The 21,888-nt window shown below is 63.9% G+C and carries 25 protein-coding genes; 14 read left to right on the plus strand and 11 right to left on the minus strand.

The annotated features are described in order from the left end of the window. Positions 1 to 77 precede the first annotated feature (77 nt). Together DNA98_RS13495 and DNA98_RS13500 are read left to right on the plus strand one after the other, a co-directional pair. Positions 78 to 980, plus strand: a complete 903-nt coding sequence (locus DNA98_RS13495) for an ROK family protein (protein ID WP_110531582.1) — start codon at positions 78 to 80, stop codon at positions 978 to 980. A 64-nt stretch (positions 981 to 1,044) separates the two neighbouring features. Further along, positions 1,045 to 1,308, plus strand: a complete 264-nt coding sequence (locus DNA98_RS13500; protein ID WP_110531584.1) for a glutaredoxin family protein — start codon at positions 1,045 to 1,047, stop codon at positions 1,306 to 1,308. A gap of 100 nt (positions 1,309 to 1,408) precedes the next feature. On the opposite strand, the gene DNA98_RS13505 is transcribed toward DNA98_RS13500, so the two are convergent. After that, entirely contained in the window at positions 1,409 to 3,247 is a 1,839-nt protein-coding gene (locus DNA98_RS13505; protein WP_110531585.1) for a transcriptional regulator, read from the minus strand. A gap of 352 nt (positions 3,248 to 3,599) precedes the next feature. Here DNA98_RS13505 and DNA98_RS13510 point away from each other — a divergent pair, with 352 nt between their 5' ends. The 4 genes from DNA98_RS13510 (at position 3,600) to DNA98_RS13525 (ending at position 6,160) form a co-directional block, all read left to right on the plus strand. Further along, positions 3,600 to 3,827 carry a hypothetical protein gene (locus tag DNA98_RS13510; protein WP_110531587.1) on the plus strand — a complete coding sequence of 76 codons (228 nt, stop codon included), beginning with the start codon at positions 3,600 to 3,602 and terminating at the stop codon, positions 3,825 to 3,827. Between the two features lie 57 nt (positions 3,828 to 3,884). Continuing rightward, positions 3,885 to 4,523 carry a YdcF family protein gene (locus DNA98_RS13515; RefSeq protein WP_110531589.1) on the plus strand — a complete coding sequence of 213 codons (639 nt, stop codon included), beginning with the start codon at positions 3,885 to 3,887 and terminating at the stop codon, positions 4,521 to 4,523. A gap of 69 nt (positions 4,524 to 4,592) precedes the next feature. After that, positions 4,593 to 5,390, plus strand: coding sequence for a DUF1616 domain-containing protein (locus DNA98_RS13520; RefSeq protein WP_158531652.1), 798 nt, complete (start codon positions 4,593 to 4,595; stop codon positions 5,388 to 5,390). Beyond that, positions 5,387 to 6,160 (plus strand): CPBP family intramembrane glutamic endopeptidase, encoded by a 774-nt coding sequence (locus DNA98_RS13525; protein WP_129865647.1) that lies wholly within the window; start codon positions 5,387 to 5,389, stop codon positions 6,158 to 6,160. Before DNA98_RS13520 ends, DNA98_RS13525 begins: the two co-directional genes overlap by 4 nt. Positions 6,161 to 6,177: 17 nt before the next feature. On the opposite strand, the gene DNA98_RS13530 is transcribed toward DNA98_RS13525, so the two are convergent. The 4 genes from DNA98_RS13530 to DNA98_RS13545 all read right to left on the minus strand — a co-directional run bounded on the left by DNA98_RS13530 (position 6,178) and on the right by DNA98_RS13545 (position 11,150). Continuing rightward, a complete protein-coding gene (locus DNA98_RS13530) occupies positions 6,178 to 7,224 on the minus strand; it encodes an ABC transporter permease (protein ID WP_233493221.1) in 1,047 nt (348 codons plus the stop codon). 1 nt (position 7,225) lies between these two features. Continuing rightward, the gene (locus tag DNA98_RS13535; protein ID WP_110531595.1) at positions 7,226 to 8,254 is read right to left on the minus strand and encodes an ABC transporter permease; all 1,029 of its coding nucleotides are present in this window, start codon (positions 8,252 to 8,254) and stop codon (positions 7,226 to 7,228) included. A gap of 61 nt (positions 8,255 to 8,315) precedes the next feature. Beyond that, positions 8,316 to 10,040: an ABC transporter substrate-binding protein gene (locus DNA98_RS13540; protein WP_110531597.1), complete on the minus strand. Its 1,725-nt coding sequence runs from the start codon at positions 10,038 to 10,040 to the stop codon at positions 8,316 to 8,318. 468 nt (positions 10,041 to 10,508) lie between these two features. Further along, positions 10,509 to 11,150 carry an SCO family protein gene (locus DNA98_RS13545; protein ID WP_110531599.1) on the minus strand — a complete coding sequence of 214 codons (642 nt, stop codon included), beginning with the start codon at positions 11,148 to 11,150 and terminating at the stop codon, positions 10,509 to 10,511. Positions 11,151 to 11,245: 95 nt separating this feature from the next. Here DNA98_RS13545 and DNA98_RS13550 point away from each other — a divergent pair, with 95 nt between their 5' ends. From DNA98_RS13550 to DNA98_RS13560, 3 genes are read left to right on the plus strand one after another with little or no spacing between them, the layout of a single operon-like run. After that, positions 11,246 to 11,710 (plus strand): hypothetical protein, encoded by a 465-nt coding sequence (locus tag DNA98_RS13550; protein ID WP_110531700.1) that lies wholly within the window; start codon positions 11,246 to 11,248, stop codon positions 11,708 to 11,710. Positions 11,711 to 11,730: 20 nt separating this feature from the next. Beyond that, positions 11,731 to 12,318, plus strand: a complete 588-nt coding sequence (locus DNA98_RS13555) for a MazG family protein (protein WP_110531601.1) — start codon at positions 11,731 to 11,733, stop codon at positions 12,316 to 12,318. 13 nt (positions 12,319 to 12,331) lie between these two features. Next, positions 12,332 to 12,892, plus strand: coding sequence for a CoA pyrophosphatase (locus tag DNA98_RS13560; RefSeq protein ID WP_110531603.1), 561 nt, complete (start codon positions 12,332 to 12,334; stop codon positions 12,890 to 12,892). Between the two features lie 77 nt (positions 12,893 to 12,969). Here the strand turns inward: DNA98_RS13560 and folE are convergent, their stop codons facing one another. The 6 genes from folE to DNA98_RS13590 form a co-directional block, all read right to left on the minus strand. Next, positions 12,970 to 13,575 carry a GTP cyclohydrolase I FolE gene (gene folE / locus DNA98_RS13565; protein ID WP_110531605.1) on the minus strand — a complete coding sequence of 202 codons (606 nt, stop codon included), beginning with the start codon at positions 13,573 to 13,575 and terminating at the stop codon, positions 12,970 to 12,972. 93 nt (positions 13,576 to 13,668) lie between these two features. Further along, positions 13,669 to 14,376 (minus strand): bifunctional dihydropteridine reductase/dihydrofolate reductase TmpR, encoded by a 708-nt coding sequence (tmpR, locus tag DNA98_RS13570; protein WP_110531607.1) that lies wholly within the window; start codon positions 14,374 to 14,376, stop codon positions 13,669 to 13,671. Positions 14,377 to 14,379: 3 nt separating this feature from the next. Next, a complete protein-coding gene (locus tag DNA98_RS13575) occupies positions 14,380 to 14,817 on the minus strand; it encodes an NUDIX domain-containing protein (protein ID WP_110531609.1) in 438 nt (145 codons plus the stop codon). 15 nt (positions 14,818 to 14,832) lie between these two features. Continuing rightward, a complete protein-coding gene (locus DNA98_RS13580; RefSeq protein WP_110531611.1) occupies positions 14,833 to 15,540 on the minus strand; it encodes an ImmA/IrrE family metallo-endopeptidase in 708 nt (235 codons plus the stop codon). Positions 15,541 to 15,560: 20 nt separating this feature from the next. After that, the gene (locus DNA98_RS13585) at positions 15,561 to 16,055 is read right to left on the minus strand and encodes a GyrI-like domain-containing protein (RefSeq protein ID WP_110531613.1); all 495 of its coding nucleotides are present in this window, start codon (positions 16,053 to 16,055) and stop codon (positions 15,561 to 15,563) included. 112 nt (positions 16,056 to 16,167) lie between these two features. Beyond that, positions 16,168 to 16,560, minus strand: coding sequence for a helix-turn-helix domain-containing protein (locus DNA98_RS13590; RefSeq protein ID WP_013159299.1), 393 nt, complete (start codon positions 16,558 to 16,560; stop codon positions 16,168 to 16,170). A 330-nt stretch (positions 16,561 to 16,890) separates the two neighbouring features. Here DNA98_RS13590 and DNA98_RS13595 point away from each other — a divergent pair, with 330 nt between their 5' ends. The 5 genes from DNA98_RS13595 to DNA98_RS13615 all read left to right on the plus strand — a co-directional run bounded on the left by DNA98_RS13595 (position 16,891) and on the right by DNA98_RS13615 (position 21,736). Next, positions 16,891 to 18,246, plus strand: a complete 1,356-nt coding sequence (locus tag DNA98_RS13595; protein ID WP_110531615.1) for an aspartate aminotransferase family protein — start codon at positions 16,891 to 16,893, stop codon at positions 18,244 to 18,246. Between the two features lie 197 nt (positions 18,247 to 18,443). Further along, entirely contained in the window at positions 18,444 to 18,866 is a 423-nt protein-coding gene (locus DNA98_RS13600) for a hypothetical protein (RefSeq protein WP_110531617.1), read from the plus strand. After that, positions 18,863 to 19,426, plus strand: coding sequence for a tetratricopeptide repeat protein (locus DNA98_RS13605; RefSeq protein WP_110531619.1), 564 nt, complete (start codon positions 18,863 to 18,865; stop codon positions 19,424 to 19,426). The genes DNA98_RS13600 and DNA98_RS13605 overlap by 4 nt, the downstream gene beginning before the upstream one ends. Then, positions 19,423 to 20,616, plus strand: a complete 1,194-nt coding sequence (locus DNA98_RS13610) for an O-antigen ligase (RefSeq protein WP_110531621.1) — start codon at positions 19,423 to 19,425, stop codon at positions 20,614 to 20,616. Before DNA98_RS13605 ends, DNA98_RS13610 begins: the two co-directional genes overlap by 4 nt. Then, complete coding sequence (locus tag DNA98_RS13615) at positions 20,603 to 21,736, plus strand: glycosyltransferase family 1 protein (protein WP_110531623.1); 1,134 nt, start codon at positions 20,603 to 20,605, stop codon at positions 21,734 to 21,736. Before DNA98_RS13610 ends, DNA98_RS13615 begins: the two co-directional genes overlap by 14 nt. Positions 21,737 to 21,888 lie beyond the last annotated feature (152 nt).

A 21,888-nucleotide genomic window follows, 5' to 3' on the forward strand; every position in this document is an offset into this window, starting at 1 on the left:
AGCCTTTAGCGCCCAATGCCCCAACAATCGAGCCACCGGTGCACTAGCCCCTGGGCGTTTTGCGGTATAACCCTCTTATGAGCGTCGTAGGGATTGACCTGGGCGGGACCAAGATTGCGGCGGGGGTGTTTAGCGAAGGGGCGTTACGCTCTAAGGTAACGGTACCTACCCCCGAGGACGGGGGAGACGCGGTGGTCGAAGCGATGGCCCAGGCGGCCCGCGCGGTCATGCGCGAAGCCGGGATAGAGGCACGGTCGGTGGGGCTGGGGGTACCGGGGCCGCTGGACTTCAAGAAGGGAGTTATCAAGTTTGCTCCCAACATCGCAGGGATGCTCGACTTTCCCGTAGTCGCCAAGCTGACCGCGGCCCTGGGGTTGCCGGTATATCTCGAGAACGACGCCAACGCTGCGGCTTTGGCCGAGCACTACCTGGGGGCTGCCCGAGGGGCCGAGAGTTCCCTGTTCGTGACGGTTTCTACCGGGATCGGTGGGGGGTTTGTGGTAGGCGGGCGGGTCTGGCGCGGGGCGCGCGGCCAGGGGGCCGAGGTGGGGCACGTCACCGTGATCCCCCAGGGGCCGGTATGCGGTTGCGGCCTTGATGGCTGCTTGGAATCGGTCGCGGCGGGCCGGGCCCTCGAGCGCGATGCCGGATATGTTTATAACACCCCCATGACCACCCCCGAACTCTTCGCTCGCTACCGGGCGGGAGAGGTCAAGGCGGTGAGGATCGTCCACCAGGCCGCCCGCTTTGTGGGCATCGGCTTGGCCAACTTCGTCAAGACCTTTGACCCTGAAGTTATCGTCATCGGTGGGGGGGTGGCGCTTCACGGCGGAGAGGGTTACATGCAAGCCCTTATGGAGGCTTACCAGAGCTACCTCGAGGGATGGCAGCCAGTCCCGGTGCGGCTGGCCCAACTGGGTACCGAGGCTGGGCTTTTAGGGGCTGCCCTCACGGCTGCGGTTGAGACCGGGGAAGTATAAGGCGTTAGCGAAACGCTGTCGCTTATCACACTGATTTTTGGGAGCGGGTTTTATCATTCGCAGCGTGTTGACGGTGTACTCTACTTCTTGGTGCGGCGACTGCCGGGCGGTCAAGCAGGCTTTACAGGTGCTGGGCGTCCCTTTCACCGAGGTAGACATCGATCAAAACCCGGAAGGGGAGCGGCTGGTGCTGCGGGTCAACCAGGGCCGCCGTAGCGTGCCGACGCTGGTGTACGGCAATCACGCCGCGTCGATGAGCCGTTTTTCCATCGTCAAGCTACGGGCTTGGCTTCGTGAGACCGGGTTGCTCGCCGAAGCAGCCGACTAGGGGTCCCGTGGGGTTTGGCGCAAAGCTAGGTGCGTGTAAGCCCTAAGCGCGCGAGCGAGCCAAGGCCCACCCGGTTATGGCCGCAAGCGTGTGGTGGCGGTTATTTGAGCACCTTGGCTGGACCCAGCACCAACGACTCTACCGCTGGGCGGGTCTCGCCGGGGGTTCCGTGTAGCGCCCGATAGGCGGAAACCTCTAGGTCCAGGATGGCGCTCTCGGCTCGGCTCGAGATCTGCATACGGGCCTCGGCGGGCATCCAGAACCAGTAGCTGAGTTGCTCGGCTAGAGGCAGCAAGAGGGTGCCCTCGTCTAACCAACCCGGGCTTACACCGCTGAGCAGGAAAACCTGAATCCGGCGGTGGTTGTAGATTTCGATTACGAGCGGGGCGGCCTCGCCGCTTATACCGATTCCCAGAGGGTTTTCCAGGTAGGCCTGGCCGTGTAGGTGCACCAGGCAGGGCTCTTCGGGCAGGATCCACTCGGCCCCAGAGGGGCTGGCCTGGGTGGGTTGGCGTATCCAGACCAACCGCCGGCCTTCAACCTGGAAGCCGGTGCCGAAGCGGTTCTCCTCGAGCATCGCCAGCTCGCCCCCCGGCACCATCGGGGTGCGCGAGGGGACGTGCACGGCCTGGCTGGGCATGCCCAGCCAGGCTTCCAAAGCGGCCCGCGACCAGCCCTCGAGGTGCCGGAGGGAGATATCCCAGTCAGCGGCGTCTCCGCTTAGCAGGCGGTGGTAGGCCTCGGCTACCCACTGGCCCTCCAGGGCGAACTGCGACGCGGCCTGGCGGTGGTACTGCTGTCGCCGACCGGGCTGGAGGCTTTGGTAGAAGACCCGTCGGCTGGAGTCGTCGCTAAAGCGCCAATGCCCGTCATAGACGAGCCAACCCCGCCGCTCGAGCTCGTCGAGGTAGGGGGAAGCTTCCAAGGCCCTCAGCAGCCCTTCGGAGAGCGGGCCGGGATGGATCGAGAGGCGCTCGATGGCCAAGCGGGCCTCTAGCGAAAGCATCCTGGCCTCCAGCTGCAGCATGGCCCGCACCCGCTGGGGCAGAGGGAGGATTCCGCTCGTCTCGCCCTCCCCGGGGGAGAGCGCCAGCAGTTCGCGCAGGTGGCCGGGGTTCCCGCCCGAGGCCAGATAGACCCGAGCGGCCTCGCTAAAAGGTAGCGAGGCGAGCGGTTTGGCCCGGGCCTCGCTCCAGGAGAGCGGAGGCAGGTGGATAAAGCGCATCCGCTCAGGGGCGTAGCCGCTGCGCAGCTCCAGGATCAACCGGGGATCCTCTCCGTAAGCCGAGCACTCCACTACCCATAGCCCTTCGCGGTCGGCGAGGATACGCTCGAGTGCCCCTTCAGGATAGGGCTGGCGTAGATAGTGGACGGCTTTGCCGTGACCGCGCAACCCCTCTAGAAAAGGCAGGCTCAGGGACTTGGCCAAAGACTGGGCGAAGTTGGTGCGACCCGAACCGGGGCGGCCCATAAGGATCAGGACGTAGGGCAGCCGGATCTGATTGGCGATCTCGTGCACCAGGCGCTCCCGGCCCCAGCTTCCCGAGGTGTTGGCGACGAGCTGGGAGCGCTGGCCCTCGAGCCAGGCCCTAAACTCGGTGGAGACTTCTTCCAGACCCTCTAGAGGGAGGCCGGGGCCGGGGGTGCGGTCCAGGAAGACCAAGGAGGGAAGGCGTAACGGGTCTTCGCCGGGGGCGAAAGCGGTGAGCCCCAGCGGCGAGAGGGCCTGGGAAAGCCGGTAAAGCTCGACCCGCAGGTTCTGCGAAGCCGCGGTATGGCCCCATAGGAGGTCGGCCAGCACCTCCCGGCGGGTAGGGCCCTCCAGGGCCAGGTAGTACAAGATGGCCAGCCCTTTGCGTTGGAGTTTGACCTCGCGGCCTTGGTGCTCGAGTCGGGCGGGCCCCCAAAGCATGAGCTGAAAGGGTGCGTTGGTAGTCATGGACCATCTCCGCTGGGTCAGGGTCTAGGGCTTAGGTAAACGGTGGGCTGGGTGAATAGGTTTTTGGTTTGTAGCTTCACGGCTGAACACCCTCCTACGTACTTCCTGCACTCTGCCCTGAGGTGAAGCTACTCCTTGCGGGAGTCTTGGTAGAACCCAACCCTAGGTTAACACGTCCATGTAACACCCTTATTTATATTTTGAATGGACTTTTTTCGGAGAACGGGCTTGGACCTTCCCTGGAGCTGAGCTTTAGAGGCGTGACTTATACCGTTGCTTACGAGAATAAATGTAACGCCACCGCGGCTTGACAGCGAAGTCGCAATCGCCTACCGTGGAACCAGAGGAGTCTATGGTTGCCACCACCGTCATTGCCGCCACCACCGTCAGTGGTGCCGTAACCCTGGCTTGGTCGGCGGCGGTAATTATTGCGCTGCTGGCCCTGCTGATCTCCAAGGAATTGGCCAGCGGGTCAGAGCATCCACGGGCCCGCTGGTATGCCAAAGTGAGCAGCGTTGGGGTGGTGCCCCTGATTTTTGCCCTGACCGGAATTGTGTGGGCCAAACTTCTCCTTCTATAGAACTCCGGGTGTCCAAGTTGGCACGACGTGTGTCGTGCTTGTCCGTGGCAACGTCTTATGATCGGTCGTGTCCCGCCCTCCTTGCGTATCCTGCTGATAGGATTGCTTCTCCTGGCAGCGCTGGGGCTGACCCGTCGCCTGTGGTTGCCTGAGGTTGCGGCCTGGCTAGAGATCCCCGAACCGTTGGCTTCAGCGGAGGGGTTACGTAACGATCCGCGAGCGGCCATCGTGCCCTTGGCGGGAGGGCGCGAGCGGGTGTTGTATGCGGCCGAGTTGTTTCGCCAGGGCTACGGCCGCTGGTTTCTCGCCACCGACATGCCCCTCGATGTGCCGGGGATCCACGAGCGCTACGCCGATCTCGTAGCAAGAGAAGCAATCTGGCAGGGGGTACCTCGCTCGGCTATTGTGTTGAGCGATCAGACCGCGCGCACCACCTACGAAGAGGCGCAGCAGGTCTTGGAGGTCGCCCGCTTTCGGGGGTGGCGCTCTGTGTTGGTCGTGACCTCGCCCTACCACACCCGCCGGGCTCGCTGGGTGTTCTCCGAGGTGTTTGGCTCGAGCGGTATCGCCTCACACGTGGTGGCGGCCCCTGAGAGGGGGTATACCCCTCAGAACTGGTGGCAGAGCACCGATGGCCTGCGCAATACCTGGAGCGAGTACCTCAAGTTGGGATTGCGGCTGTTGGGTTATGAATGAGGGGTACGTTCGGCGGGAAACCGGTCAGATGAAAGGCGGAAGAACATGCAAGGCGGCTACACTGGGTACATGAGGGGTAGAGGGGCGCACTGGGATTTGCTGGGGGCTTTGATCCTGGCCCTGGCCATGAGCCTATGGCTGGTGTTTTGGCCGGGAGCGCAGAACCCGCTACGAATCCTGCTGGGCTTTCTGGTGGCGTTGGCGGTCCCCGGCTATACCCTGATGGTGGCGCTTTTCCCCAGGCGTTCGGATCTTGATACCGTCGAGCGCGTGGTGGTGAGTTTGGGGCTTGCGGTAGTGCCGGTGAGCCTGTTGGGGGTGATCCTCAGCAACACCTGGGGCATTCGCCCGGTACCTCTGGCGCTGGGGTTGAGCGTTTTTACCCTGTTGGTAGGGGGAATAGCCGTATACCGTCGCCGTCGGCTGCGCCGGGAGGACTGGTTCTACCCCCGCCTCTTTTGGTCGCCCCGCTGGTTGGGATGGGGGGTCGCGGCGGTCGCTTTGGTGTTCGCGTTGTCGCTCTTGCTCAGGCCTAGCGCGCCCCTTACCGAGTTTTACCTGGTGGGTCCGGCGGGTGGTTTCGAAGGTTATCCGCGGCAGGTGACTTCCGATGCGCCTGTGGGGGTGAGGGTGGGGGTGCGAAACCTGGAGGGCCGTTCGATGGCCTATGTGCTCCAGGTTCCTGGGATGGCTCCGCTCGAGCTGCCGCTCTTGGCGAATGGCCAGGTCTGGGAACAGACCCTTCAACTGCCCCCCCCGGCAAGGGGCGATGGGCGATTGCGCCTGGAGCTATACCGGAAAGGGGAGAGCGAGCCTTACCGCGAGGTCTACTTGGTGTTAAAGCCCGGCGGGGAGGGAGCCCCTTGAACCGCTCTCGAGCTCGGGAATTTTTTGGTGGCACCGGGATGATCTGGCTGTACTTGGGGATTTTGCTAGCCGCTGAGGGGTTGGTGGCAGGGGCTTATCCGGCGGGGTTGGCTTTGCACCTGGCGCTCGCGCTGGCCTTACTCGTCCACGCGGCGTTTGCCAGGGAGGCCCTGGGGCGTTTGTACGCGGCCTTGGCATTGGCTCCGCTGGTACGGGTGGTCTCGCTTTCGATCCCGGCGGGGCTGGTAGGTCCGACGACCCAGTACGCCGTGGTGGGTCTCCCGCTCATCCTGGCGAGTTTGATAGCAGCCCGGCAGCTGGGGTACACCTGGGGGGAGGTGGGGCTGAGCCTGCGGGGGATCTGGGGGCAAATCCCGCTAGCGGCTCTGGGGCCGCTCCTGGGTTGGCTCGAGCGCCAGATCATCCAACCGGCCCCGCTGGCGGCCAGCCTCGAGCTGAGCACCCTGATCTGGCCGGTCCTGAGCCTGATCCTATTTACTGGCTTGAGCGAAGAGCTGCTCTTTCGCGGCCTGATGCAACGGGCCGCCGTCGGGGCCCTTGGTCCGGCGCAGGGGATCTTGTACGTGGCCTTGGTGTTCGGGACTTTGCACCTTGGCTGGCACTCTTTCCCCGAGGTCTTGTTCGCTATGGCGGTGGGATTGGCGCTTGGCTGGATCGTCTACCGCACGGGCTCGATTTTGGGGGCGGTCTTGGCGCACGGCGTGGCCAACGTCTTTTTGTTTATCGTGCTGCCGGTGCTGGCGCAGTGAGCCTGCGCCAAACCTGCTCACTGCGCCTCCCGGGGGTCGAGGGCGTCGCGTAAGGCATCTCCCAGCAGGTTCCAACCTAACCCGAAGAGAATAATGGTCATGGCCGGGAAAAAGGAGACGTACCAGTAAGCAAACGGTTGCCCCGGCGGTCCCTGAATCCAGGCCCGGGCTGCGCTCACGATCTGCCCCCAGTCGGCGTACCCCGGCGGAAGCCCGATGCCCAAAAACGACAACGCCGCCGCCGACAGCGGTACCGAGCCCAGGTCCAGCACCACCACCGCGGTCAGAGCGGTGAGGGCGTTGGGCAGCACGTGGCGGAAAATGATGCGCCAGTCGGTGGCTCCGATGGCTTTTGCCCCGTCTACAAACTCGAGCGCGCGCACCTTGAGCACCTCGGCCCGCAAGAGCCGGGCGTACCCGGCCCAACCCACCACCACGAAGGCCAGGATCACGTTGCCGAGGCTTTTCCCCAAGAGCGAGGTGATGACGATGATCAGCACCAGGCTGGGAAAGGCGAAGATGATATCGATGATGCGCTGGATGAGGTTGTCCACCCAGCCCCCGAAGTAGCCCGATATGGCCCCCAGCGCCAAGCCGATCAACAGCTGCAAGAACACCACCGAGAGGGAGAGGGTGAAGGCGGTGCGGGTACCCCACACGAGGCCGTACCAGATGTCGTAGCCGTTGGAGGTTCCCATCAAGGGGCGTACCTCCCCCACGTCGCTTTGCACGGGTTTTAGCGGGGGCGAGGGCTGGGCCTGGAAGTTGATGCGGGCGGTCATGTAGCAGCTTTGTGGGGGGGTTAGCAGGGCTTTCCAGAAAACCCCCCCGAAGATGTCGTAGACCTGCCGGCTTTCCCTGGCTCCCAGGTCGCGCAGGCAGTTGTTGCCCACCTTGGGCGGTGGGGCTAAAAGCGGGGCGAACGCCGCAATAAAAATAAACATCACCACCAGCAATAGCCCGAATACCGCCAGGCGGTTGCGACGGAAACGGCGCATGGCCCGCGAGTTCCACCACCGGCTGCGCGCAGGAAGAGCCGGAGAAGTGCCCTGGAGAGCGGCCATGTCAGTCAAACCTCACACGGGGGTCGATGAAAGCGTATAGCACGTCCACCAGCAGGCTGGCCACCACTACGATGACCCCGGCCAGCAGGGCAAAGCCTAAAAGCCCCGGCACGTCGAACTTGCTCGCTGCGTCCACCCCCCAAGAGCCGATGCCAGGGAGGCCAAAGATGCTCTCGGTGATGATGGCCCCTTGCAAGAGGCCGATTACGGTGTAGCCGCCCAGGGTGACGACCGGGATTAGCCCGTTGCGCCGGGCGTGTTTTAGGTTCACCACCCGTTCGGGCAGGCCCTTGGCCCGCGCGGTGCGCACGTAGTCTTGCGAGAGCACCTCGAGCATCGCCCCCCGCGTCACCTTGATGAGGGTGGCGGTGGAGATGGTGGCCAGGGTGATGACCGGCAGCAAAAGGTGGTGCAGCACGTCCCAAAACACCCCCCAGTTCCCGGCCAGTAGCGCGTCGATGCTGAGCAGCCCGGTGACCCGGGGAACCGGGTGGATGAGCAGGGCCACCTGGGTCTCGGAGGAGATGAGGCCGGGCCCTGGGGCAATGCCGAGGGCCCCGTAAAACACCACCAGCAACAGGATCCCTAGCACAAAGGTGGGGATGTTATAGGTGATCACCGCAAAGACCCGGGCAAACTGGTCGATCCACTGGTTTTTGTGTAGACCGGCCAAAGTGCCCAGCCACACCCCGAAGCCCAGGATGGGCAGCAAAGCGTAAAGGGTCAGCTCGAGGGTGGCCGGGAAGCGCTCGGCGATGGTCTCGGCGACCGGCTTGTTGGAGGCCTTGGAGAAGCCCAAATTTCCCCGCACCGCCTCTTTCAGCCAGCTCCAGTACTGTACCAAGAAGGGCTGGTCGAGCCCCTTGTCGCGGATGATCTTGTCGAGGTTTCGTAACTGCTGCTCGCTGGTTACGTAGGCTGCTGCCCGCTCGGCGGGGGTCAGGAATTGCAACAATCCCACGATCACCAAGGTGAGGGCCAAAAGCACCAGCGGGAGGACGGCCAGGCGCCGAAGGATAAACGCGAACATTCTCCCTTTTCCGAATTGGCCCCGCGCTCACCCCAGACGGCGGCGCGGGGCCAGGGGGCGTCTACAGACCCGAGCCTTTGCTGAGGTTCTTCCAGGGGGAGAGGGTGATACCAGAGAACATGGTGTTGGCGTTCTCCTCCAGCCCCTTGATCTTGTCGCTGTAGACCACGAAGCCCAGCCCGGCGGGCACGTTGATGTAGGGGGCCAGCTCGTAGGCCCGGTTGCCGACCTGGCTGTACAGGGCCTTGCGCTTGGCGGGGTCGGTGGTCTGGCGGGCCTGCTCGAGCAGGCTATCCATCAAGTTGTCCTTGAAGTTGCTGCGGGGGAAGTAGTAGCCGTTGGAGCTGTAGAAGGTGTAGAGGAAGTTGTCCGGGTCAGCGTAGTCGGGGACCCAGCCGATGATGATCATGGCCTCTTTGCCTTGCTGCGAGCTCTTGAGAAATTCCGACCAGGGCTTGGCGGTGAGGTTGACCTTGAACTTGGGGTTGAGCTTTTCGATGTTGGTCTTGAGGATTTCCATCGCGGTCTGCGCCGCAACCGAGTTAGCCCGGTAGCTGGCGTTCAGCACGAAGCCGTTTTGCCACAGTTGGCCGCCGAAAGCCTTCTTGAAGTAAGCGGCGGCCAGCTTGGGATCGTAGCTGTAGGTCTTGACGTTGGGGTCGTAGCCGAAGAAGCTCTCCGGCAGCAGCATGGTGCGTTTGATGCCCTTGCCGAGCTGGACTTCCTTGATGTAGCGGTCGTAGTCAAAGGAGTAGGCGAAGCCCTTGCGCACGTTCACGTCGGCGAAGAAGTTGGCGGGGATCCCGTTGCCATCCAGCTTGCCCGAACCCAAAATGGCCGGGTCTTTGATGTTCTCGTTCATGAAGATGGCGGTGGCGGAGTTGTTGGTGATCCCGTCGTAAACCTTCAGGCCAGGGGTACCCTGCACCTGCGACAGCGAGGAGCGCGGACCGATGCTGGCGATGTCGGCATCGCCCTTCTTGAGGGCCTCGATGCGGGTGGCCTGCTCCTTGACCAGCTGCCAGACCACGTTCTCGATCTTGGGCTTGCCCCCCCAGTAGCCGTCGAAGGCCTTGAGCACCACGCTGTTGGCCTCGCGGCGGACCAGCTGGTAAGCCCCGGTGCCGGAGGGCTTCTTGGAGAGTTCGGAGTCGGTGAGGTCCTTGCCGATCCATTCCTTCCAGGTGGCCTCGGTACCGTCCCACTCGCCCAAGCTGATCGCCCACTTCTTGTCCACGATGGACATGTTGCTAGCGGCCAGCTTGTAAAGCAGGGCCGGATCCCGCTTGGGCAGGGTCAGCACCAGCTGGCCCTGGGCGTTGCACTTCACCCCGTTGGCGATTTTGGCAAAGGTGATGCTCTTGTCATCCGCGGCGTTTGCCGAGGTGCCCAGGATCGCCTCCGCTAGGTACCAGTTGCCCGAGTCGGAGTTGTTGGTGACCAGGTTGCGCCGCAGGGTGTACTCGGCGTCGGCGCAGGTAAAGGGGTTGCCGCTATGGAACTTGACGTTTTGCCGCAGGGTGAAGGTGTAGGTTCTGCCGTCGCCGGAGACGGTCCAGGAGGTAGCCAGCAAGGGGGCCAGATCGGAAGCGCTCTTGCCCTTGTAGGTGACCAGGGTTTCGTAGATATTTTCGATGAACTCGTACGAGGCGGTGTCGTAAGCCTGGGCTGGATCCAGGGTGGGAATGTCGGCGTCCTCCATGATCACCAGGGTGTTGGCTGGGGTGGCCGCTAGGGCCAGGCCCAACCCCAACGCCATAGCCGCAGCAAGCAAGGGTTTTTTCATCGTGACCTCCCTCGAGTGGAAACAAGCAAAACTCGAGCCCGGGGGCTCGAGCGGTTGCCGGACCGACTCTCCGCGCCGTTAGGCAGTGCAGATACGGGTATGCGGAGCCGACGGGTTGAAGCAACCAGGGTGTATTGGCTTCCACTACACAGTGAATCTAGCGCATAGCCAAGGCTTACGCAAGCCGTCGGAGGGGCATCCACCGATAGGTGGATACAAAACGCCCCTGCGCTACGGGCAGCCTGGGCCGATGGAGCAACGCCCGCAGCTGAAGCTGCGGACCATGAGAAATCCTCTTGCCCTCGGCGGAGCGCTACCCCGCCACCCCGGACGGGTTTGTATCGCGGCAGCGCCCACCGCTTGGGAGCATCGGGCTTGCCTTATGTGGTGCGCAAGACGCGATGCTCCACGCGGTGGATCATCCTCTCGCGCATCCTGCGTCTGGCGTACGGCGCGAGGCGTGGGATGTTAGTTTTTCAGCGCCCAGCGCACATCCTCGACCATCCGCTGGGTCTCGGCAGGTTTGCCGTTGCCGTAGATGAGCCGTAGGGTTCCCTTAGGATCGATCAGGTAGGTGCTGGCGGTGTGGTCGACGTTGTACTGTTTAGCCGACTTGATCTCGCTCTTCTGATAGAAAACCCCGTATGATTTGGCCACCTCGGCGATTTGTTGGGGGGCCCCGGTGAGCCCGATAAAGCTCGCATCGAAGAAGGTCACGTACTTGTCGAGCACCTCTGGGGTGTCGCGATCGGGATCCACGGAGATAAAGACCACCTGTACCCGGCGGCGCTCCTCGGGGGTGAGGGCCTGGTAGACCTTTTTCAGCTCGAGCAGGGTTGTGGGGCAGACATCCGGGCAGTTGACGAAGCCAAAAAAGATGAGCACCACCTTGCCCCGTTGCGAGGAGAGCCGAAAGGGCTTTCCCTTGTTGTCCGTGAGGGTAAAGTCATAGGCTGCCCGAGGGCTCAAGAGCGGGGTTCCGTAAGGCTGATAGGGGTTGGCAAAGCGGGTATACGCCAGATAGCCCAAGCCGCCCAGCAGCAGCACCAGCAGCCCCGGCAGCCATATATTGCGCCGACGGGCCGGAGGCAAGGGGGTAGGTTCAGCCATACGAACACCATAACAGAGTCCAGGGGGAGGAATGTCACCCTCGGAGGCTTCTTCAGCGGGGTTTCGGCATAGACTAAACCGGTATGCGGCGGGGTATGGAGGTACGCTGGGCGGCATTCTTGCTAGCCCTCCCTTTTTTTCTGCAGCTGCTGGGGTTTGGCGACACACCGCTAGGGGGTGGGCTTTGCGGAGAGCTGTTCCGTAGCCGGGAGACCCCCTTGGCCTTCCAGGGAGCGGGCTTCTGGTACGCCCTCGCTTTCATGATGCTCCTGCTGGGACAGCTCGGGTACGCGGGGCTGCTGGTGTTAGCGGGGTTCCTCGAGCTTCCCTCCCCTTGGCTGCGCGGCGTTTACCGGCTCGGCGCATACTACGCGGCTGGGATGGCTCTGCTGTTCTTTGGGACCCGCACCACCGGCCTGCCGGTCCCGGCCCCGCAGGGTTGGGTTCTGGGCGACGCGGCCCGGATAGACTTCTTGGGCTTGCTGGGGGTAGGGCTCACCCTAGCGGGCGGAGTCCTGCTGTGGGGCCTCTCACGGCACAACACCCCACAACCATCGTGAAAAAGGGCTAATCTGATCCTATGGAGCGTCTACTGGAAGTTATGCGCCGCCTGCGGGGGCCGGGCGGCTGCCCCTGGGACAAAGCGCAGACCCACCTGAGCCTGCGCCCCTACATGCTCGAGGAGGCCGCCGAAGCCGTAGACGCCATGAGCGCAGGCGACATGCCCCACCTGGCGGAGGAGTTGGGCGACGTGCTCTTGCAGGTGGCCTTTCATAGCGTAATCGCCGAGGAGGCCGGCAGCTTCACCTATCCGCAGGTTGAAGGGCTTATTGTGGATAAGCTGATCCGCCGCCATCCGCATGTCTTTGGCGACGTGCAAGCCGATACCCCTGAGCAGGTCGCGGCGAACTGGCAGGCCATCAAGGCCAAGGAAGGAAAGGCCCGTCCATCCGTCTGTGACGAGGTGCCCCGCAGCTTGGGGGCTTTGGCCCGGGCCACGGAGTTGCAAAAAAAACTTGGAACCCCTCCGTCTTCAGAAGCTGAGGTAATCGAGGCGCTGCACCAGGGCGACCTGGCGGAAGCGCTGTGGCGGATGGTGGCCTTGTGTCGAAAAGAGCAGGCTCACCCCGAGATCTTGTTGCGTGAGCGCTGCGAGAAAGCGTGCTAGCCCTCGCGCGGGTATGAGCCCTGAAGTCCTCAAAGCCATCGTTCGCCGCCCGCCCCGCGCGCTGGAGCTACCCCAAGGCTTCGTGGACGCTGCGGTGCTGGTGCCGGTATGGGAAGGACGGCTGCTCTTCACCGTGCGCAGCGCCGACTTGCCGCACCACGCCGCCCAGGTGAGCTTTCCCGGTGGGCGTCTAGACCCGGAGGAGACCATCGAGCAGGCCGCGCTGCGCGAGGCCTGGGAGGAGGTGGGGCTCGAGCCCGGCTTGGTCGAGATCCTGGGCCGCTTAGACCCCACCTTCTCCCCCTTTGGCTTTCGGGTTTTCCCCCTACTGGCGCAGCTTAGGGAAAACCCCCGGCTCAGGCCCAACCCGCTCGAGGTGAGCGAGATCCTCTGGGTGCCGGTCGAGGAGCTGCTGCGCGCTCCGGCCTATGCCGAGGAGCGGGCAACCGCCGCCCAGCCCGGTGTGACCAGGCGCCGGGTGTGGCACTACCCCTGGCGCGGCTACGACATCTGGGGGGTGACCGGGAACATCGTCCACGACTTTCTCGAGCGGATCAAACGGGTGCAGCCGTAGGCAGACCGTGGCCATCCCAACGGCGCCGGTCTGTACGCCTGTAGGTTCCCGCGCCCTAGACCCTGGGAAGCCTGGGCTCAGCGGATCAGGCTCAAAAATTCCTCGCGGGTCTTGGCGTTGTCGCGGAAAACCCCCCGCACCGCGCTGGTGGTGGTGCTCGAGTGCTGCTTCTCCACCCCCCGCATCATCATGCACAAATGCACCCCCTCGATCACTACGCCCACTCCTTGGGGCTCGAGCACCTCCACGATGGCGTCGGCGATCTGGGCGGCCAGCCGTTCTTGCACCTGCAGGCGGCGGGCAAACATATCGGTGATGCGGCCAAACTTGGAAAGCCCCAGGATCTTCCCGTTAGGAATGTAGCCGATATGCACCTTGCCGAAGAAAGGCAGCAAGTGGTGCTCGCACATCGAGTAGAACTCGATCCCCTTGACCACCACCATCTCGCTGCCCTCTCCTTGAAAAACCGCTCCGTTGACGACCTCTTCGAGGCTTTGGCAGTACCCCCGGGTCAGGAAGGCCCAGGCTTTGGCCACGCGTTCGGGGGTTTTGCGCAACCCTTCCCGCTCGGGGTCTTCCCCGATGACCTCGAGCCACTCCCGGCTCAGCGTAGCCAGGCGTTCCACGTCGGTTTCGCAGGGGAAGACCAAGCCCGTGTCGTCAACTTCAATCATGCGCTTCATGCTGCTCCTCCCGCTCAATCCTCACCGTAACTTAGACGATAGTTGGACATTTCCTTGGCCGGATAAAATGGCGTGCGAACAAGAGCCCTGTCCTTACAGGTTCCATCCCCCCGCAACCTCGATAACCTGACCGGTGACGTACCCTTCCCGCACGAAAAAGAGCACCGCGCGGGCCAGCTCTTCCAGGGTAGCTAGGCGGCCCATGGGAACCTCCCCCACCGGTTTGGAGACCGAGTTCTCCGCGATCCCGGGCGAGACCACATTCACCGTCACCCCGCGGCTCGCCAGGCGTTTGGCCAGGGCCTTGCTGTAGAGGATCACCCCGGTTTTGGCTATCGCATAGGCGGTGATATCGGGCCGGGCCAGCAGGTATTGCACCCCAGCGAAGCCGAGATTCACCACCCGTCCCCAGCCCGCCTCGAGCATGTGGGGAACAGCGGCCTGGGTGACATAAAAGGTGGCGTTGAGGTTGCTGTCGAGCATCCGCTGCCACTCCTGAGGGCGGCATTCCTCGATGGGTTTTTTGAGGTAGTCGCCCACGTTGTTCACCAGCACGTGTACCCCCCCCAACCTGGATGCGGCGGTGTTCACCAACCGGCTGGCCTCCTCGGGTTTGGTCACGTCGGCTTGGAGTTTAATGGAGCGCACCCCCAGAGCTTCCGCTTCTTGGCGGGTGGCCTCGGCCTCCGGTTCGCTGGTTTTGTAGTGTACCGCCACGTCAAAGCCTTCGCGGGCCAGAGCCAGCAAGATCGCCTTACCGATCCCCTTGGCGGAACCTGTGATGAGAGCAGCGCGGCGCATTCCCTATACCCTAACCGAAAAAGCTCCATCGCCGCAGGCCAGATAGTCTTGCAGCAAGACCCGAGTGAAAGTGTTGAGGGGGTAATGTAACCCTTCCTCTGGCCTTATCCAAGCCCACTCCGCGATCTCCTCGTTGGGCCTGACCGCCTCAGACTGGCTTTGCGCGTAGTAGTTTAGGAGGACGAAGTGGGCGGGTTTATGAAACTGCGGGTCGAGGATGGCCTCTTGCACCCGCGCCAGCCGGACCCCTTGAAGCTCGAGCCCCACCTCCTCGCGTATCTCGCGTCGTAAGGCGGCCTCGAGCGGCTCTCCCCACTCAACTTTCCCGCCGGGGATGCCCCATAGCCCCCTCCACTTGGTGGTGCGGACCAGGAGTACTCGCCCGGAGGGGCCGGTGATCAGGGCGGCTACGGTGGGGAGGGGGTGTTTAGAGGAGGCCATGGCAGCGTATCGTGCTCAGTTTGGCGGGGTGCGATAAATCCCATAAACCCGCCCTCCTTTGGCATAGGTATCAAGAAGGAAACGGCGTCGCTGGCGGAGTAGGGGGGCTTCTCCCTGGAAAGGGAGCCCGGTGACGAGGCTCAGGGCCAGGGCGTGATCCTGGGGGATTTCCGCGTTTTTGGTCAGGCGGGTGGGAAATAGCTCTCCCTGGCTCGAGAACAGCACCCTCGCAGGGCGCCCGCCGGCGATCACCGCCAGCGCGTGCGGAACCTGATCGGTGAGGGCGATGGCCGCGACCTCTTCCGAGACCTGGTGGGTTTCGGCTAGCTCTGGGATGAGCTTGGCCCGGAGCCCCCTCTTGGTCAGGATGGCCGCGATGTTCTCGCTGGGCAGAAGCATCTCAGCAGCTCCTAGGTTACATAAGGCCTCTAGCGTTTGCTCGAACTCCTCTCCCGTGTATTCCTCGTGCATATCCGAGAGCAGATCCTCATCCTGGCGGATCAGGTAATGCATTACCTCGTGGGCCAGGGTGAAGCGTTGGCGCTTGGGCGACTGCCCCTCGGCGATGAGGATGCGGCTTCGGTCGAAGTCGAACATCCCGTCGGTGGGAATAGGGGCGATCTCGAAGCTAGCCCCGATGCCTTTGGCGAGCCGTTCCGGGGTGAGGGGGGCGTTCGCCTTGCGGTACCTTCGAGCGAGCTCGCGCACTTTAGCCCGTAACATTTCCTCTCCTGGGGCGCCTTTCAGGCCAGCGCGATATAGATCCGCACCTCGTCACAAGGGGCGCTTGGACAAAAATGCTCTTCGTACTCGTAGGTAAAAGCCCTCTGAGGAGCGCCCGGTTGGGCGAAATATCGCTGGATTGCCTCCCAGGTCTGGGCTAGCTGTTGTGACGCAGTGGGGAAGACCAAGTACCTTCCGCTCGGGATGTAAAGGCCCCGCAGGCCATGCGGTACGTCTTCCAGGCTGGGAACCTGGTAGCCCAGCACCACTGAATAAGCCGACTGCCCGTAGTCGAAGCGCACACAAAAGGGGTGACCTTTGGCTAGCCTACGGGGAATTTGCGCTGCCAGGTCTCCCTGTTCAAGCCGCTTCCACAGATCCGGTATGCGGGCGGTCTGGGGGTCGGCCTCCAAGGTTGGGCTGGTATGGGCCTCGCTGCTTTCGCGCAGCGGAACACGAGCCTCGAGGCCCACCACGTAAAAACCAGAGGCGCTTATCGGGAAGGGCTCTTCCATTGCTCCCTATTGTGCCGCTCATTTACCGGCCAGTTGGTCATGTAGGCAACATAGCCAAAACCGCCCACAGCCCCTGCTCGGGGGGGCTGCGGCAACCGTCGTTCGGCGGGCCTTAGCCTTCTAGAACCCGCCGTAGGTGCAGGAAAATTTCGTACCAGTCGCGCTTAGACTGGGGTCGCTTGCCGCGCAGCTCGATGCGCGAGAGGGTCTTTTGCCAGTCGGGAGTGATCTCTTTGCCCAAGATGGGATCGGCCAGAAGTTCGGCCAAGCCCTTGGGGAGGGCCGCAGGGGTGCGCTCTCCGGCGAAGTCGGTGGGCTCGAGCAAGTCCTGGACGCTCATGGCATAGGTTCGGGCCAGGGTGTTGAGGGTCTCCAAGCTGGGGTTGGTACGGCCCCGCTCGAGGTCGGAAAGATAGGGCACGGAAAGCCCGCTCTGCTCGGATAGGTCCTTCAGCCGCCAACCGCGCTCGCTGCGAAGTTCTCTGAGACGTTCTGCTAGCGTCATATTGAGGTCAGCTTAGCGCAGAACGGGTTTATGGTCAAGCCATAATGACCTGATGGGGTATTGCCATCTGCATATTAATAGAAATACGAGCCTACCAGAGCCCGCCGGGGCGCAGCTTGAGCGATCATCGCGGTGACGATCCAGGCCTAGCTCCGCCGTGGGGGTGGCCTTGCGCCGAGGCTTTTTGGCCCTGTTGTCCCGCGGATGACGCTTGTAGGGCTCTGGCAACTTGATTTTTGGGGCGGTGGGTTACGCCAAACGCGGGGGATCGTCCTCCTCTGGAATCTTGTTCCCAGCCCACTGGGCGGAAGGATACAATCGTTAGCATCTATGGCGCAGACCCTCGAGTACGATACCGAACAGCTCATCGAGCAAGACCTGACCCACCTTTTCCACCCGGTCACCAACCTTTACCGCCACCGCCAGACCGGCCCCCTGGTGATGGTGGAGGGGAAGGGCAGCCGGGTCAGGGATGTTGAGGGAAAGTGGTACTTGGATGGCTTTGCGGGGCTATGGAACGTGAACGTGGGACACGGACGCACCGAGCTGGCCGAGGTCGCGGCGGAGCAGCTGCGGCGGTTGGCGTTCCAGCCCACTTTCTTCGGGATGGCGACCCCTCCGGCCATCGAACTGGCGGCGAAGCTCTCCGAGCTGCTGCCGCACCACTCGCACTTCCAGTTCACCTCGGGCGGGGCTGAGTCCAACGAAACCGCTATCAAGATCGCCCGTTACTACTGGGCGCTTTCGGGTCAGCCGCGGAAGACCAAGATCATCTCGCGGCGCATGGCCTACCACGGGATCGCCATGGGAGCCCTGGCTGCGACCGGGGTCCCGGCCTACCATGCCGACTTTGGGCCGCTGCCGCCGGGCTTTATCCACGTCACGGCCCCGCTGACCTACCGGAACAATCCTGGGCTCTCGGAGTCCGACTTTGTGGCGATGCTGGCGCGAGAACTCGAGGAGACCATCGGGCGCGAAGGCCCCGAGACCATCGCGGCCTTCATCGCCGAGCCCGTGCAGGGGGCGGGCGGCTTGGTCCCTCCGCCGAAGGGGTATTGGCAGGTCATCCCGCAGATCCTGAAGAAGCACCAGATCCTGCTCATCGCCGACGAGGTGATCACCGGCTTCGGGCGCACCGGGAAGATGTTTGCTCAGGAGACCTACGGCTTTCAGGCCGACATCACCAGCTTCGCCAAAGGCGTCACCTCGGGCTACGTGCCGTTGGGCGGGGTGGGCGTGACCCCGGAGGTGTACGCGGTGGTCTCGAGGCCAGACCGGATGTTCATGCACGGCTTCACCTACTCCGGCCACCCCGTGGCCTGTGCGGTGGGGCTGGCCAATATCGCCATCCTCGAGCGCGAGCGGCTCTGGGAGAACGCCGCCTTACGGGGGGAACAGCTTTTACGCGGCCTCGAGCGCTTGCTCGATCACCCCAACGTCGGCGACGTGCGCGGCAAGGGCTTGATGGCTTTGGTCGAGGTGGTCGAGGATAAATCGACCAAGAAAAGCTTTGACCCTTCCCAGGGCATCGGTGCAAGGCTCCAGGCCGCCACCCGCAGGCGGGGGCTCATCGTACGCTGTAACGACACCGGCATCGCCATAGCCCCCCCTCTGATCGTCACCGAGGCCGAGGTGGACGAGATGCTCAACATCCTCGCGGATTCGCTGGGTGAGGTGTTCGCTTAGGGCCAAGGTACAAAACGCGGCGGGTCAGGCCAATCGTGCTGCCAGCCCCCAAGCGGCGGGGAAGGGGGCGTTAAGGCCTGCGTTACCTCGCCTGGGGGGAGGCTCGAGGCTGCGTAACGTGCGATAAACTCCCCCTGTAGAACGAGCAAATCCGCCATTACGGGCCGTTCACGGGCGGGTTTTAGGCTAAGCGGTAGATGCGCCCTTGGACCATCATCGGATTGGTGCTGCTGGGCTACGGTTTGGCTCAGTACCGCAGCGATGCAGCCCCTCCGGCCCCTGAGAAGCCCTGCCCTCAGCCTGGGCAATACTGGCTCGAGCTCCCCCCGGTGCGCTGGCCGGTGAGGAGTTTGCGCTTAGGCGGCCAGCGCTACGGGGCGGAGGCCCTCCTGCGGCTGCTGGCTTCAAGGGCTCGCCAGCCGCAAGATTACCTGCGCCAGCAGCTCGCCGCGGCCAAGCTCAGCCTGGCTAGCGGGGCCGAGCCCTCGGCCATCGCCGCCACGGTGGCCGAGGCCGATCAGATGCTCCAACGGTTCGCCACGCGCGAGCAGATGCTGGCTTTGGGGGATGCGCTCGAGGCCTACACCCGTTTCCGTCGCTACACCCCGGGGTGCCGATGACCCTGCACCTATCTTGGCCGCTCCGCCTGGGTTTGGCGACGCTGGCGGCGGTCGGGGGCTTTGTATGGCTCGAGGCCGCCTGGACGGCTTACCAGGCCGATACCGCGCTGAGCCAGGCTCGCGCCCTGCACCGCCAGGGACAAACCGATGGGGCCTTACAGGTGCTGGAGGCGGCGCAGCGGCGCGCTTGGGGGAACGCCGAGCTGGCCCTCGAGGCGGGGAACGTTTTCCTGGTGCGGTACTTGCTCGAGGGGGACGGCGTAGAAGAGGCTATCAACCGATATTCTCGGGCTTCCCGGCTCAATCCGCTCGAGCCCTTTTACCCGGCGAGCTTGGGGCAGGCCCTGTTGCTGGCGGGGCGGTTCGACCGGGCCGAGGAGGCCCTGGAGCGGGCCTTGTCGGGCGATCCGCACAACCTCGAGTACCTGTGGTGGATGGGTCGGGCCAAGGAGGGGCAAGGCGACCTAAAGGCGGCGCGGGCGTTCTTCCGGCGGGCGCTCGAGGTGCGCGAGGACCCCCGGGTGCGGGCCGACCTCCTGCGGATCGGGGCGAGGCGATGAGGTGGGCTGCCGGGTTGGAATCCGCCGCCTGGGATGTGCTGGTCGCCCTCGCGCTCTTCGCCGCTCTGAGCCAGGGTGGGTTCTCGGGGTGGGGTTTGTTCGGCTTGCGGGTGCTGGTTGGAATGGGGCTGATCTTGTGGTTGGGTTCGGCGGTGGTACGGGGCTACTTGCGCTGGCCACCGTTGCCGGTCGCCTCGGCTGCGCTGGCGTATCTGCTCATCACGGTGGTGGGGGCGCTCTCGAGCCCTTACCCCTATGGCAGCGCCCAAGCCCTGCTCAACACGGCGATGTTCGGGGCAGCTTTTTTTCTGGGCTATGCCTTTCGACCAAGCTGTAGACCGGTTTTGCTGGCAGGCTTCGGGCTGGAGGCGGGGGTACTCGGGGTCTATGGGCTATGGCAGGCCGTGGGGGGGCTTACCCGGGTGAGCGGGCCCTACTTCAATTCCAACCACTACAGCGGGTTTCTGGCCTTGGCCGTGCCGATCACCTTGGGGTTGGCCCGCTCGAGCCGGGGTTTTGGGCGCGGGCTGTGGGCGAGCTTGGCGGGGCTGCTGTTTGTCAACCTGGCCCTGACCTTCTCCTGGGGCTTGCTGGCGGTGGCGCTGGCCTTGGCGGGGTGGCTGCTGGCGGGGTTCGGGCGGAGGGGGTGGGCCGGGGTGCTGTTGGCGCTGGGCCCGTTGGGGCTGGCGTTGCTGATGCTGCTGAGCCTGAGCCCCCAATTGGCCGGCAGTCTGGGCCAGCGCACGGTAGCGCTTTGGCAGGACTGGGCCCGGGTGAGCCTCGAGAGCCGCGCCGGAATTGCTCGAGGGAGCCTCGAGCTGATCAAAGCCCATCCCTGGCTGGGGGTGGGGCCGGGTAACTTTGTCTACACCTGGCCGCGCTACCGCCCGCCCAAGATCGAGACCGTGCCCCAGGAGATCCTGCACAAACGCGTCAACTACGCCCACAACGACTACCTCCAGGTGGCCAGCGAGACCGGGCTGCTGGGCCTGGCTGCGTTTTTGGGGTTTTGGATCCTGGTGCTGGGTAAGGGCGCGCCTTCACCCGCTGGCGCCGGCATCAAAGTGGGGCTGATCGCGCTGTTGCTCCACGGCCTGACCGATGGAAACCTCACGGTTGTTCCGGCCAACGCGGTATTGGCGTACCTGTTCGCCGGGCTTTATGTGGGAGAAATGAATGATCCTGATTGACGCCACGCCGCTACAGTCCGAACATCGCTTGCGCGGGGTGGGGGCCTATGTCCGCCACCTGGTCCAGCGCCTGGAAGCTAAAGGTCACACCCCTTTTTACTTCGCCTCGACGGTGGGGCTCGAGCACGTTCAGGACCTCCTCCCCCCCGAGCGCACCTTTGCCGTCTACCGGCCGCACACCCCGGCCCAGGTCTACTGGGCCTACAACGAGCTGGCCATGCGCTGGGCCATCCTACGCCTGCGGCCCAAGGTGTTTTTCTGCCCGGACTTCAACGGGTTCCTCGGCAACCCCTTCGGCGAATCGGTGCCGATGCTGCACGACCTGATCCCCCTCAAGGTGCGGGAGGAAGGAGGGGGAGTGGGGATCCGGCTCTCCCGGCTGCGCTGGGGGGTTTACTTCGCCAGGGTGCGGCGGGCGCGGCACATCATCGCCCGCAGCGAATGGGTCAAGAGGGACGCGATAGAGCTACTGGGCATCGCCCCCGAGCGGATCACGGTGGTGGCCCAGGGCTTGGACCGGGAACGCTTCGTACCGAGCACCGGACAGGGCCCCTACGCCGCGGAACCCCCCTACTTCTTGCACGTGGGGGGCTCGGGGTTCAACAAGAACGTGCGCCGGGTGCTGGAGGCTTTCGCCAAGGTGGCCCCCACCCATCCCCAGACCCGGCTGTACTTTGTGGGGCCCTGGGCTCCTGCCGAGCGGGAGTGGTTGGAGGCCGAGAAAACCCGGCTGGGGCTTGCGGAGCGGGTGCATCACCTGGGGTTCATTCCCGACGCCGATCTGCCGAGCCTGTACGGCAACGCGGCGGCGGTGGTGTTCCCCTCGCTCGAGGAGGGCTACGGCCTGCCGGTGCTCGAGGGGATGGCCTCGGGGGCTCCGGTCATCACCTCCAATGTCTCCTCGTTGCCGGAGGTGGCCGGGGATGCGGCCTTGCTGGTCAACCCGCTGGAGGTGGAGGCCATTGCGGCGGCCATGCGGCGGATGCTCGAGGAGCCAGGGCTGGCCCAGGCGTTACGGCAGAAGGGCCGGGTCCAGGCCAGCCGGTTCTCCTGGGAGGCGCTGGCGGATCGGGTCTGGGAGACCTTGAACCGCATCGCCCAAGCAGCACCCTCGGGATAGGGGCTTGTTACGCCCCTTGTGATCTGGGCGTTTCCTCGGAGCTTCACGAACGGGGCGAAGCGTAACAGGGGGGGTTATTGCGACAGGTACGGGACCGGTGGCCGTAACGGGAGCGTTATGGGGACCCCGCTAAGGTAGGGCCTGGAGCGATT

This window comes from Meiothermus sp. Pnk-1, assembly GCF_003226535.1.
Taxonomy (GTDB): Bacteria; Deinococcota; Deinococci; order Deinococcales; family Thermaceae; genus Allomeiothermus.